We start from the raw sequence: 11,844 nt of genomic DNA on the forward strand, positions 1-11,844 counted from the left end.
AGGGGTGCCCATGACCGATCAACCGCCGCCCGGCGACGCTTATCCACCACCTCCGCCGCCGCCCGGGTCGTCCGGTGGGCAGGCCGTTCCGCCCCCTCCATCGACTCCCGCAGGCGGCTCCTATCCGCCGCCTCCGCCGCCGCCCGGCGGCTCCTATCCGCCGCCCCCGCCGTCCGCCGGTGGGTACGCGCCACCGCCTCCCGGACCGGCGATCCGCACGTTGCCGACGGAGTCCTACACGCCGTGGCTGACCCGCCTGGTGGCGTTCATCATCGACATCCTCCCGTACGCCGTCGTGCACGGTATCGGGACCGGGATCCTGGTCGCCACCCAGCAGACGTCGTGCATCACCGATGTCACGCAGTACGCCGTCAACCAGTACTGCGTGACGCAGAACTCGACCATCGGCCTGGCCGCGCAGTGGTTGGCGTCGCTGGTCGGACTGATCTATCTGATTTGGAACTACGGCTACCGCCAGGGCACCACCGGGTCGAGCGTCGGCAAATCGGTGATGAAGTTCAAGGTGGTCAGCGAGGTCACCGGCCAGCCCCTCGGTTTCGGAATGTCCATCGTGCGTTCCCTCGCGCACTTCGTCGACGCCATCATCTGCTTCATCGGTTTCCTTTTCCCGCTGTGGGATTCGAAGCGGCAGACGTTGGCGGACAAGATCATGACGACGGTTTGTCTGCCGCTCGACGGGACCGAGCAACAGCCGAGCTAGCCGTGCGGGCGCGGTAGCCGACTCGGTCGTCACCTAGGCTGGTCGTCGATGAGCGACGACCACACCGGACACTTCACCGGACTCGCCACCAAAGCGATTCACGCCGGCTACCGGCCGGACCCGGCGACGGGCGCGGTCAACGCCCCGATCTATGCCAGCAGCACGTTCGCCCAAGACGGAGTCGGCGTGCTGCGCGGCGGGTTCGAATACGCGCGCACCGGCAACCCGACGCGCAGCGCGCTGGAGGCCTCGCTCGCCGCCGTCGAAGAGGGCAGCTACGGGCGCGCGTTCGCCTCAGGTATGGCCGCCACCGACTGCGCGCTGCGGGCGATGCTGCGGCCCGGCGATCACGTGATCATCCCCAACGACGCCTACGGCGGCACCTTCCGGCTGATCGACAAGGTGTTCACGCAGTGGAACGTCAGCTACACGCCGGTGGCGCTGTCCGACATGGACGCCGTCCGCGCCGCGGTCACGCCCCAAACCCGGCTGATCTGGGTGGAGACACCGACCAACCCGCTGCTGTCCATCGCCGACATCGCGGCCCTCGCCGAACTGGGCGCGCGGTCCTCGCTAAAGGTCTTGGTGGACAACACATTTGCCTCACCCGCACTGCAGCAGCCGCTGAAGCTGGGTGCCGACGTGGTGCTGCATTCGACCACGAAGTACATCGGTGGGCACTCCGACGTGGTGGGCGGGGCGTTGATCACCAACGACGCGGAGCTGGACGCGGCCTTCGCCTTCCTGCAGAACGGCGCGGGTGCGGTGCCCAGCCCGTTCGACGCCTACCTGACCATGCGCGGCCTGAAGACCCTGGTGCTGCGGATGCAGCGACACAGCGAAAACGCTTCGGCCGTCGCCGAATTCCTCTCCGGCCATCCGGCGGTGAGCACCGTGTTCTACCCCGGTCTGCCCGGCCACCCCGGGCATGAGATCGCCGCTCGGCAGATGCACGGCTTCGGCGGCATGGTGTCGGTCCGCATGCGAGGCGGCCGGCAGGCCGCACAGGATCTGTGCGCCCGCACCGAAGTGTTCATCCTGGCCGAGTCGCTCGGCGGCGTCGAGTCATTGATCGAGCACCCGAGCGCCATGACGCACGCCTCGACGGCCGGTTCGCAATTGGAAGTGCCCGACGACCTGGTGCGGTTGTCGGTCGGCATCGAAGACATCGCCGACTTGCTGGCCGACCTCGACCAGGCGCTGGACTAGTGGCGATCGCTAGCGCGGCGTAGCCGGGCGATGCGGGTCGCCACCACGACTAGCCGGCTAGGAGTGGTAGGGCTCCGCGCTGACCAGCGTGACCTCTACGGTGTTGCCGTTGGGCACCACGTAGCTGCGGGTCTCGCCCACCTTCGCGTCGATGAGGGCGCCGCCCAGCGGTGAGTTGGGCGAATACACCTCGAGCTTGCCGTCGTTGACGCCCTCCTGGCGGGTGGCGATCAGGAACGTCTCGGTGTCCGACTTGTCGCCGTTGTAGTAGACCTTCACCACCGAACCAGGCAGTGCGACGCCGGACTGCTTGGGCGCCTCGCCGACCTTGGCGTTGTTGAGCAGGTCCTGCAGCTGGCGGATGCGGGCCTCTTGCTGGCCCTGCTCTTCGCGGGCGGCGTGGTATCCGCCGTTCTCGCGCAGATCCCCTTCTTCACGGCGATCGTTGATTTCCGCGGCGATCACCGGACGATTGGCGATCAACTGATCGAGCTCCGCCTTCAGCCGGTCATGTGACTCCTGGGTCAGCCAGGTCACCGAAGTGTCGGTCATCTCGTCGTGCTCCTCATGTTGTCGTTCCGCGTACCCGCGTAAGCCTGTTTAACCCCGCCGCCGGGAGTATCCGGGTCTGCTCCCCGTGTGCTGCCGATCCGTTCTGCTCACGGCCTTAATGCAGCAATACACGGTCCCATCAGGAACCGTGCATTCACCCATGTTACCACCGCGCAAACAATTGATGACCCCAAATTCGCAGTTCGGCTGTTGTTACGGGGTCCCGCCGGGCCGCAAATAGGCGGGCACGTCGGTGCCGCAGCCGTAGATGTCGGCCATCACCGGGGGTTTGCTGGACTTCACCGTGGTGGTCAGTTGCACCGTGGCCGCATCGGACGGGGGGACCAGCACCTCCCGCCTGCCCGTCTCGCTGCCGTCCTTGGCCCGGACCCGCACGATGCAGTCCACCGGCCGCGACGGATCCGATCGCGTCACGCTGATCGTTACCGATGCCGTCTCGTCGTCGATGACCCGATAGCTGCCCAGCGTGCCCGTCACGGGACTGCTGCCCAACCGGTGGTAGCCGACGACGGCGATCAGCAGGCCGGCCGCGACCACCAGCGCGCCCAGCGCGATGACCACCCAACGCCGGGGTACGCGCGGGCGCCCGGCGCGCCCATAGCGGGCCTCCGGAAGCGAAGGGGAAGTTTCCGTCATGCCTGGGTATGCCTGGAGTGGTCGGCTGCCGGACAGCGGCCTGCAGCATGCAACGATCTGAAGAACTGGAATTATAGGTTCGCATCCAGCGACCAGCAGACCGACAAGGGGGCACGTGAGCGAACTGCGGTTGATGGCGGTGCACGCCCATCCCGACGACGAGTCCAGCAAGGGCGCTGCCACCCTCGCCCGTTACGCCGACGAGGGCCACCGGGTGCTGGTGGTGACGCTGACAGGCGGCGAGCGCGGCGACATCCTCAACCCGGCGATGGACCTGCCGGAGGTGCACGGCCACATTGCCGAGATCCGGCGCGACGAGATGGCGAAGGCCGCCGAGATCCTCGGTGTCGAACACACCTGGCTGGGCTTCGTCGACTCCGGCTTGCCCAAGGGCGACCCACCGCCCCCGCTCCCCGAAGGATGCTTCGCGCTGGTGCCGCTGGACGAGTCGGTCGAGTCGCTGGTGCGCGTCGTCCGCGAGTTCCGGCCGCACGTGATCACCACCTACGACGAGAACGGTGGCTACCCGCATCCGGATCACATTCGCTGCCACCAGGTTTCGGTCGGCGCCTTCGAGGCGGCCGGAGACTACCGGCGGTTTCCGGACGCGGGCGAGCCATGGGTCGTATCGAAGCTCTACTACATCCACGGATTCTTGCGGGCCCGGATGCAGCTGCTGCACGACGAGGCCATCAAACACGGGCATGAACCCCCGTTCGCGAAGTGGCTCGAGCACTGGGACGCCTCGCACGACCCGTTCGAGTCCCGAGTCACGACGCGCGTCGAGTGCTCGGCGTATTTCAGCCAACGCGACGACGCACTGCGGGCGCACACCACCCAAATCGACCCGGACCACGACTTCTTCGCCGCGCCCATCGAATGGCAACAGCGGCTCTGGCCGACGGAGGAGTTCGAGCTCGCGCGTTCGCGGGTGCCCGTCCGACTGCCCGAGGATGACCTGTTCGCCGGAATCGAGAGTGACGGGTGAACCACTTCTATTGGGCGGCGAGTGCGTTGGCCGACGGCGCGCCAAAGCACACCGGGCCGGACTTTGGAAAGGCCAGCCCGATCGGGCTGCTGATCGTCGTGGTGCTGCTGATCGCCACGCTGTTCCTGCTGCGCTCGATGAACAAGCAACTCAAGAAGGTGCCCGACTCGTTCGACCCGAAGGACCCCGAGCCCGACCAGGCCGCCGACGAAGGCACCGACGGGGTCGACAAGGCAGACAACCGTCCCCCGGGCCAGGCGAACGGATCGGAGCGGGCCCCGGGACCCGGCGATGAGCCCGGCTGACGCCGCCGCGACGAACACCCTTGGGCTGGCCACCAGCCCTTATCTGCGGCAGCACGCCGACAACCCAGTGCACTGGCAGCAGTGGACCCCGCAGGCGCTCGCGGCCGCGGCCGAGCGCGACGTGCCCATCCTGCTTTCCATCGGCTATGCCGCGTGCCACTGGTGTCACGTCATGGCTCACGAATCGTTCGAGGACGACGAGGTGGCCGCCGCGATGAACTCCGGATTCGTCTGCATCAAGGTCGACCGGGAGGAGCGCCCGGACCTCGACGCCGTCTACATGAACGCCACCGTGGCGCTGACCGGACACGGCGGCTGGCCCATGACGTGTTTCCTGACGCCCGACGGCCGGCCCTTCTTCTGCGGCACGTACTACCCGAAAGACAGCTTCCTGCAACTGCTTTCGGCGGTGTCGGCCACCTGGCACCAGCGCCGCGGCGAGGTCGAGGAGGCGTCGGACCAGATCGCCGGCGAACTGCGCGCGATGGCGAGCGGGCTGCCGGGCGGGGGACCGGACGTAGCGCCGGCGCTGTGTGATCACGCGGTCGCCGCCGTGCTCGGCGACCGCGACGCGGTGCATGGCGGCTTCGGCGGCGCTCCGAAATTCCCGCCGTCGGCACTTCTCGAGGCCTTACTGCGCAACCACGAGCGCACCGGTTCGGCGGCGGCGCTGGAGGCCGTCGCGCACACCGGCAACGCGATGGCCCGCGGCGGCATCTACGACCAGCTCGCCGGCGGGTTCGCCCGGTATAGCGTCGACAATGCTTGGGTGATACCGCATTTCGAGAAGATGCTGTACGACAACGCGTTGCTGCTGCGCGCCTACGCGCACTGGGCCAGGCGGACCGGGGATCCGTTGGCGCGCCGGGTCACCGCCCAGACCGCGCGCTTCCTGCTCGACGACCTGGCCGACGGTGTCGTGTTCACGTCGTCGCTGGACGCCGACGCCGACGGCCGGGAGGGCTCGACCTATGTCTGGACACCCGGGCAGCTCACCGAGGTGCTCGGAACCGACGACGGACCTTGGGCCGCAACCGTTTTCGCGGTCACCGCGGCCGGCACCTTCGAACACGGGACCTCGGTGCTGCAATTGCCCGCCGATCCCGACGACCCGCAACGGCTCGAACGGGTCCGGGCCGCGCTGCTGGCCGCCCGGCTCACCCGCGCCCAACCCGGGCGCGACGACAAGGTCGTCACGTCCTGGAACGGTCTGGCGATCACCGCGCTGGCCGAGGCGGGTGTGGCCCTGGACGCACCCGAATTGGTCGGCGCCGCAAGCGATTGCGCGCGTGCACTGCTGGACTCGCACCTCGTCGACGGGCGGCTGCGGCGCGCCAGCCTGGGCGGGGTGGTCGGCGGCAGCGCCGCCATCCTCGAGGACCACGCGATGCTGGCCATCGGCCTGCTCACTCTTTACCAGCTGGACGCCGACGCCGACTGGCTGACGGCGGCAACGGATCTGCTCGACACCGCGCTGCGGCACTTCGCCGACCCGCAGCGGCCCGGCCGCTGGTTCGACACCGCCGACGACGCCGAGCGGTTGATGCTTCGGCCCGCCGACCCGCTCGACGGGGCGACTCCGTCGGGCGCGTCGTCGATCACCGAGGCGCTGCTCACCGCCGCGCACCTGGTCGACGGCGACCGCGCGGAGCGGTACCTGCGGGCGGCGGCCGACTCGCTCAACACCCAGTCGGTGCTGCTGGAGCGCGCGCCACGCTCGGCGGGCCACTGGCTGGCCGTGGCGGAAGCCGCGGTGCGCGGACCGCTGCAGATCGCGGTCGCCTGCGAACCTTCGCGGTCGGCGCTACTGGCCGATGCGCGCCGGCTGGCACCGGGCGGGGCCATCGTCGTGGGCGGCGAAAAGGACTCGTCGGCGCTGCTGGCCGGCCGCGACCGGGTGGCCGGTGCCGACGCCGCGTACGTGTGCCGCGGCCGGGTGTGCGACTTGCCGGTGACCACCGCCGAAGACCTCGCGCGGGCGCTCGGCGCGCCACGGTAGCGTGACGTTTCATGCCGAGCGCCCAACACATCACCGACACGGTCAACCGCTACATCGAGCTGGTCGCCAAGGGCAGCGCCGACGAGTTGGTCGAGCTCTACGCCGATGACGCCACCGTCGAGGATCCCGTCGGCGGCGAGGTGCACATCGGCCGCCAGGCGATCCACGGCTTCTATTCGGCGGTCAACGATGTGCAGCGCGAGTGTGAGCTGGTGACGCTGCGGGTCGCGGGCAACGAGGCCGCCTTCCATTTCCGGCTCACGATCACCGCCGGGGAGCACCGGATGGTCATCGAGCCGATCGACGTGATGGCGTTCGACGAGGACGGCAAGGTCGCTCACATGAAGGCGTACTGGTCGCCCGCCGACGTCACGCAGCTGTAGTCGCTCAGTGCATCAGCCACGCGTGGTCGCCGACATAGAACACCGCGAACCACATGGCGATGTAGTGCAGGATGGCCGCGATCGCGGTGAAGGCGTGGAAGAACTCGTGATACCCGAATGTTCTGGGCCACGGGTCGGGCCACCGTAGCCCGTAGAAGATGCCGCCGACGCTGTAGAACACCCCGCCGACGGCCAACAGCACCATCGCCGCCACGCCGGCCTTATGCAGAATCGTCGGGCAGTACCACACGGCAACCCAGCCCAGCAGTAGGTACAGCGGCACACCCAGCCACCGCGGTGCCGTCGGCCAAAACACCTTCAGCAGGATGCCCGCCGCCGCGCCGCCCCACACGATCCACAGCACCTCCACGCCGGTCTGTTGCGGCATGGCCAGGCGCGCGAAGGGCGTGTAGCTGCCGGCGATGAACACGAAGATCATCGAATGGTCCAGCCGCTTCATCAGGTTCCGGGCGGCATCGGACGTCCACTGCACCCGGTGATAGGTGGCGCTGACGGCGAACATCGCCACCGTGGCCGCCGCGTAAATCAGCGTCGAATGACCGGCGCGCGGCGACGAGGCGGCCCACGACACCGACACCAGCGTGGCGCCGGTAATGATCGCCAGCCACGCGGAGAAGAAGTGGATCCAGCCGCGCATGCGGGGCTTGCTCAGCGCCTGGGCCGCACCTTCGACAAGCTGTTCGACGGTGTTGCCGGGGGCGACGGCCTCGGATTCGCGATCCGAACGCTCCGGATTGGCAGACGTGCTCGTCTGGCTGCTCATGTCTCCTGTGCCCTCGTCTTAAAGGTCGGGGATTGCCAGTGGCTGCTCTCCATCAACAGTAGTCGGCATCGGTCACGGCATGGTCTCCGCGCGCGGGTGACATCGCCGGAATAGCAGGGGGGAATTTGGCGCAGCTCACAGTAGGCTGAATCTCCGTGGAAATTATCCCGCCGCGTCTCAAAGAGCCGCTGTATCGCGTCTATGAGTTGCGGCTGCGGCAGGGTCTGGCCTCCTCCAAATCACACCTGCCGCGTCACATCGCGGTCCTGTGCGACGGCAACCGGCGATGGGCCCGCGACGCGGGCTATGCCGACGTCAGCTACGGCTACCGCATGGGCGCGGCGAAGATCGCCGAGATGCTGCGCTGGTGCCAGGAAGCCGGCATCGAGATGACGACGGTCTACCTGCTGTCCACGGAAAACCTTCAACGCGACCCCGACGAGCTGGCGGGGCTCATCGAAATCATCACCGACGTCGTCGAGGAGATCTGCGCACCCGCCAACCGCTGGAGCGTGCGCACCGTCGGCGATCTGGAGTTGCTCGGCGAGGAACCGGCCCGGCGGCTGCGCGACGCGGTGGAATCCACACCCGTCGTGGCGACGTTCCACGTCAATGTCGCGGTCGGTTACGGTGGCCGCCGCGAGATCGTCGACGCGGTGCGGGCATTGCTGAGCAAGGAACTCGCCAACGGTGCCTCCGCCGAGGAGCTCATCGATGCGGTCACCGTCGACGGCATCTCCGAAAACCTTTACACATCTGGGCAACCCGATCCCGACCTGGTGATCCGCACGTCGGGGGAGCAACGCCTGTCCGGGTTCCTGCTGTGGCAGAGTGCGTATTCGGAGATGTGGTTCACGGAGGCGCACTGGCCCGCGTTCCGCCGGGTGGATTTTCTGCGCGCGCTGCGTGACTACAGTCAGCGGCACCGCAGGTACGGCAAGTAGCGGGTCGGCACGCATCAGGCCGTGCCAAACTGGGTTGCATGGCTGCGCTGTCGGCGGTGGTTTTCACGCTGAGCGGGTGGCTCGGGCTGTACCTGCTCGCTCGCGATCCGCGGAAACCGGTGCTCGTGTTGGCGGCGATCGGCCTGTGCGGTTTCGCGCTGGTGGTCGCGCTCGACGCGGTGCGGACCGCCAGCCCCGCGTACGCGCACGTGCTCAGCCGCGTTGAGATCTACCTGGTGACCATCCCTGGCGTGGCCTGGTTCGCGGTGCTCGTAGAGCTGTCCCGGCCCAGCGACGGCTCGAGGCCGCGCACGCGCGAGTTGTTGCTGGTTGCCGGCGTCGCCGCGCTGACCCTGTTCGGGGCGATGCTCGCCGGCAGCGTCGAGGGGCCACTCCGGACGGGGCACTGGGTGATGTTCGCGGTGATCTCGGTATCCACCTTCGCGGCGATGGCCGTCGCGTTGCGGCAGCCGCGTCGGCCGCGGTCGGCGATCGGGCTCGCCGTCGTCGCGACGCTGTTCTTCGCGCTGGGCAATGCCATCCTGATCATTCCGCTGGGCCTGGTGCCCAGCTGGGTTGCGCTGGCGTCGACGAGTTTGGACGTCCTCTCGCTCGGGTTCGCCGTGGCGCTCTGGGACGCGTTCGACGAGGGTCAGGCGTTGCGCGCCGACATGCTCCGCTCGTTTGCCGGCTCGGTGGCGGTGGCGGTGTTGTTCGGCGGCCAGGCGCTGATCGGCCTGGCGCTGACTCGCGACGACCGCGCCGCGCAGACCGCGCTCACCGTGCTGCTGTTCACCAGCCTGGCGGTCGCGGTCGCCGTGCAGGTGCTGGCGGATCCGCTGGCCGGGGTTCTCGATCGCCTGGCATTCTCGAAATCCCCCGCGCTGCGGGAAGATCGGGCGGCGCTGCGGAACACCGGCGCGGCGCTGCCGTTGCGGTCGGTGGATCCGCTCGACCACGTCGACGACATCACGTTCGCCAGGCTCACCCGCCGTGCCCTGGGCCATTACGGCGACCTGAGCAAGCTGGTCGCCAGCCCGCTGACCGCGCTGCCCGTCATCGACGAGCGACTCGCCGCCAGGGGGGCGCCCGACCATCCGCTGGAGCGGGCCAACGAACTCAAGGCGGTTCTCGCGGACGCGATCGGGCGGCTCAAGCCGCGCGACGCCGGCGATTTCGGGACCACTGAGCAATGGCGCCACTACAACTCGCTGTATTTCCCCTACGTCGTCGGCGTGCGCGCGTACGCGCAGAACGCCACCGCCGCGGGACTCGATCCCACCGCTCGCCAGGCCTGGCATTGGTTGGTCACCGAGGTCCCGCAGCGCTCGCTGCACAACTGGCAGAACGCCGCCGCCCGGCTGATCGCCGCCGACCTGCGCGGGCGGGTGTCGGTGGCCAGCGAGTAATCCGGGACGGTTCCCGTTGTGACTGCTGGGGCTGTTGAATGCCAGACTGGCGGTTGTCGAATAACAATTCTGATTCTTGCCCGCAAATGGGAATAGCCCGGCGAACCCGCTGGTCTTTGTTTCCGTGGCAGTAGTTGGCAGTGCCACGAGTCGATATGGCAGTGCGCCGGCGGCACGCTGAAGTTCGACCCAATCCGCCATCGCGAGGAGTAATCACATGATGTATGCATCTGGCGCGCCCGGTCTGGCAACCCGCCCCCTCTACGACTCGACCGACTCGCTGCTGCGTTTCGCCATGCGCGCCGACGCCACACTGACGGGCCTGTGCGGTTTGGTGATCGCTTTTCTGGCCGACCCGCTTTCGTCGCTGACCGGCCTGACCTCGCTGCAGGAGTACAGCCTCGGCGCCTTCTTCGTGCTCGGCGGCCTGGCGGTGTTCCTCCTCGCGGCGGCCCCGAACCTGCGCCGCGTCGGAATCGGCGTCGTCGCGGCCAACGTCGTGTTCACTCTGGGCGCCATCGTGGCCGCCGAAGCGCTGCCGTTGCCCGCGACGGGCATTGCCGCAACGCTGGCCGGTGGCGTGTACACGGCGGCGTTCGCCGGACTGCAGTACTGGGGCGTGCGTCGTCTCGCGACGGCATAGTCGCTTAGAGCTTGCGCAACCGGAGCCGGTTGATCGAGTGGTCGGCGTCCTTGCGCAGCACCAGGGTGGCCCGGGGCCGGGTCGGCAGGATGTTCTCGACCAGGTTGGGCCGGTTGATGGACCGCCAGATCTCGCGCGCCGCGGCGACGGCCTTGGTGTCGCCCAGGGCCGAGTAGTGGTGGAAGTGTGACTCCGGGTCGGCGAATGCCGTGCCGCGCAGCGACAGGAACCGCGACACGTACCACTGCTCGATGTCTTCGATGCGGGCGTCCACATACAGCGAGAAGTCGAACAGGTCCGACACCATCAGGGTGGGACCGGTCTGCAAGACGTTGAGGCCCTCCAGGATCAAGATGTCGGGATGGCGCACGACGTGCTTGGCGCCGGGGATGATGTCGTACTTCAGGTGCGAGTAAACCGGCGCGCACGCGTAGTCGCTGCCGGATTTGACCGACGTCACGAACCGCATCAGCGCCCGGCGGTTGTAGCTCTCTGGGAAACCCTTGCGGTGCATCAGGTTTCGCCGATCGAGTTCGGCATTCGGGTACAAGAAGCCGTCGGTGGTCACCAGGTCCACCCTCGGGTGGTGATCCCAGCGGGCCAGCAGGGCCTGCAGCACGCGCGCGGTGGTCGATTTGCCGACCGCGACGCTGCCTGCCACGCCGATCACGAACGGCACTGGCCGGTCCGGGTTCTGTTGCGGCTCGCCGAGGAACTCGGCCGTGGCGGCAAACAACCGCTGGCGCGCGGCGACCTGAAGGTGAATCAGCCGGGCCAGCGGCAGGTAAACCTCTTCCACTTCGAGCAGGTCCAGCTGCTCACCCATACCGCGCAGGCCGACCAATTCCTCTTCGGTGAGGGCCAGCGGCGTCGACATGCGAAGCGCGCGCCATTGCTTTCGGTCGAACTCCACATAGGGGCTCGGCTCGCTAAGCCGCGGCATAGTGCAAGTGTTGCAGGGGCGGACGCGCCCCCGACGGCTGGGCTGGCTAAACCCTCGCTGGATAGACTGGCCCCGTGACTGCTGCACCTGACGCCCGCCCCTCCACGTCTGTCATGTCCGCTGGGCTCGCCGAGGTCGACCCCGACATCGCCGAGCTGCTCGGCAAGGAGCTGGGCCGGCAGCGCGACACCCTGGAGATGATCGCCTCGGAGAACTTCGTGCCGCGCTCGGTGCTGCAGGCCCAGGGCAGCGTGCTGACGAACAAGTACGCCGAGGGTTTGCCCGGCCGGCGCTACTACGGCGGCTG

Annotated in this window: 13 protein-coding genes and 1 pseudogene; 10 read left to right on the top strand and 4 right to left on the bottom strand. The window is 68.2% G+C overall.

Going from position 1 to position 11,844, the window contains the following annotated elements:
• Positions 1-10 precede the first annotated feature (10 nt).
• Positions 11-721 carry an RDD family protein gene (locus tag A5709_RS21470; RefSeq protein ID WP_067949954.1) on the top strand — a complete coding sequence of 237 codons (711 nt, stop codon included), beginning with the start codon at positions 11-13 and terminating at the stop codon, positions 719-721.
• Between the two features lie 48 nt (positions 722-769).
• The gene (locus A5709_RS21475) at positions 770-1,930 is read left to right on the top strand and encodes a cystathionine gamma-synthase (RefSeq protein WP_068122270.1); all 1,161 of its coding nucleotides are present in this window, start codon (positions 770-772) and stop codon (positions 1,928-1,930) included.
• A 57-nt stretch (positions 1,931-1,987) separates the two neighbouring features.
• Here the strand turns inward: A5709_RS21475 and greA are convergent, their stop codons facing one another.
• A complete protein-coding gene (greA, locus tag A5709_RS21480; protein ID WP_007168983.1) occupies positions 1,988-2,482 on the bottom strand; it encodes a transcription elongation factor GreA in 495 nt (164 codons plus the stop codon).
• Between the two features lie 213 nt (positions 2,483-2,695).
• Positions 2,696-3,139 carry a DUF4307 domain-containing protein gene (locus tag A5709_RS21485; RefSeq protein ID WP_067949958.1) on the bottom strand — a complete coding sequence of 148 codons (444 nt, stop codon included), beginning with the start codon at positions 3,137-3,139 and terminating at the stop codon, positions 2,696-2,698.
• Positions 3,140-3,254: 115 nt separating this feature from the next.
• On the opposite strand from A5709_RS21485, the gene mca reads away from it, so the two are divergent.
• From mca to A5709_RS21505, 4 genes are read left to right on the top strand one after another with little or no spacing between them, the layout of a single operon-like run.
• A complete protein-coding gene (gene mca / locus A5709_RS21490) occupies positions 3,255-4,127 on the top strand; it encodes a mycothiol conjugate amidase Mca (protein WP_067949961.1) in 873 nt (290 codons plus the stop codon).
• The gene (locus tag A5709_RS21495; protein ID WP_067949963.1) at positions 4,124-4,432 is read left to right on the top strand and encodes a hypothetical protein; all 309 of its coding nucleotides are present in this window, start codon (positions 4,124-4,126) and stop codon (positions 4,430-4,432) included. Before mca ends, A5709_RS21495 begins: the two co-directional genes overlap by 4 nt.
• A complete protein-coding gene (locus tag A5709_RS21500; RefSeq protein WP_068122273.1) occupies positions 4,419-6,431 on the top strand; it encodes a thioredoxin domain-containing protein in 2,013 nt (670 codons plus the stop codon). Before A5709_RS21495 ends, A5709_RS21500 begins: the two co-directional genes overlap by 14 nt.
• Positions 6,432-6,442: 11 nt before the next feature.
• Entirely contained in the window at positions 6,443-6,814 is a 372-nt protein-coding gene (locus tag A5709_RS21505) for a nuclear transport factor 2 family protein (protein WP_068122277.1), read from the top strand.
• Between the two features lie 4 nt (positions 6,815-6,818).
• Here A5709_RS21505 and A5709_RS21510 read toward each other — a convergent pair whose 3' ends face one another.
• Positions 6,819-7,598 (bottom strand): hemolysin III family protein, encoded by a 780-nt coding sequence (locus A5709_RS21510; RefSeq protein ID WP_067949968.1) that lies wholly within the window; start codon positions 7,596-7,598, stop codon positions 6,819-6,821.
• Between the two features lie 155 nt (positions 7,599-7,753).
• Here A5709_RS21510 and A5709_RS21515 point away from each other — a divergent pair, with 155 nt between their 5' ends.
• The 3 genes from A5709_RS21515 to A5709_RS21525 all read left to right on the top strand — a co-directional run bounded on the left by A5709_RS21515 (position 7,754) and on the right by A5709_RS21525 (position 10,594).
• Positions 7,754-8,542 (top strand): (2Z,6E)-farnesyl diphosphate synthase, encoded by a 789-nt coding sequence (locus A5709_RS21515; protein WP_067949970.1) that lies wholly within the window; start codon positions 7,754-7,756, stop codon positions 8,540-8,542.
• A 38-nt stretch (positions 8,543-8,580) separates the two neighbouring features.
• Entirely contained in the window at positions 8,581-9,951 is a 1,371-nt protein-coding gene (locus A5709_RS21520; protein WP_067949972.1) for a hypothetical protein, read from the top strand.
• A 217-nt stretch (positions 9,952-10,168) separates the two neighbouring features.
• A complete protein-coding gene (locus A5709_RS21525; RefSeq protein WP_067949975.1) occupies positions 10,169-10,594 on the top strand; it encodes a hypothetical protein in 426 nt (141 codons plus the stop codon).
• A 4-nt stretch (positions 10,595-10,598) separates the two neighbouring features.
• On the opposite strand, the gene coaA is transcribed toward A5709_RS21525, so the two are convergent.
• Positions 10,599-11,537, bottom strand: coding sequence for a type I pantothenate kinase (coaA, locus tag A5709_RS21530; protein ID WP_067949977.1), 939 nt, complete (start codon positions 11,535-11,537; stop codon positions 10,599-10,601).
• Between the two features lie 113 nt (positions 11,538-11,650).
• Between coaA and A5709_RS21535 the strand changes: the two are divergent.
• A pseudogene (locus A5709_RS21535) lies at positions 11,651-11,844 on the top strand (serine hydroxymethyltransferase); the annotation flags it as partial.

The organism is Mycobacterium sp. E1386, from assembly GCF_001672745.1.
Taxonomy (GTDB): domain Bacteria; phylum Actinomycetota; class Actinomycetes; order Mycobacteriales; family Mycobacteriaceae; genus Mycobacterium.

Excerpts from the sequence above, each read along its gene's own strand:
- A5709_RS21470 (WP_067949954.1), top strand. The coding sequence starts at position 11 with ATGACCGATCAACCGCCGCCCGGCGACGCTTATCCACCACCTCCGCCG.
- A5709_RS21475 (WP_068122270.1), top strand. The coding sequence starts at position 770 with ATGAGCGACGACCACACCGGACACTTCACCGGACTCGCCACCAAAGCG.
- greA (WP_007168983.1), bottom strand. The coding sequence starts at position 2,482 with ATGACCGACACTTCGGTGACCTGGCTGACCCAGGAGTCACATGACCGG.
- A5709_RS21485 (WP_067949958.1), bottom strand. The coding sequence starts at position 3,139 with ATGACGGAAACTTCCCCTTCGCTTCCGGAGGCCCGCTATGGGCGCGCC.
- A5709_RS21500 (WP_068122273.1), top strand. The coding sequence starts at position 4,419 with ATGAGCCCGGCTGACGCCGCCGCGACGAACACCCTTGGGCTGGCCACC.
- A5709_RS21505 (WP_068122277.1), top strand. The coding sequence starts at position 6,443 with ATGCCGAGCGCCCAACACATCACCGACACGGTCAACCGCTACATCGAG.
- A5709_RS21510 (WP_067949968.1), bottom strand. The coding sequence starts at position 7,598 with ATGAGCAGCCAGACGAGCACGTCTGCCAATCCGGAGCGTTCGGATCGC.
- A5709_RS21520 (WP_067949972.1), top strand. The coding sequence starts at position 8,581 with ATGGCTGCGCTGTCGGCGGTGGTTTTCACGCTGAGCGGGTGGCTCGGG.
- A5709_RS21525 (WP_067949975.1), top strand. The coding sequence starts at position 10,169 with ATGATGTATGCATCTGGCGCGCCCGGTCTGGCAACCCGCCCCCTCTAC.
- coaA (WP_067949977.1), bottom strand. The coding sequence starts at position 11,537 with ATGCCGCGGCTTAGCGAGCCGAGCCCCTATGTGGAGTTCGACCGAAAG.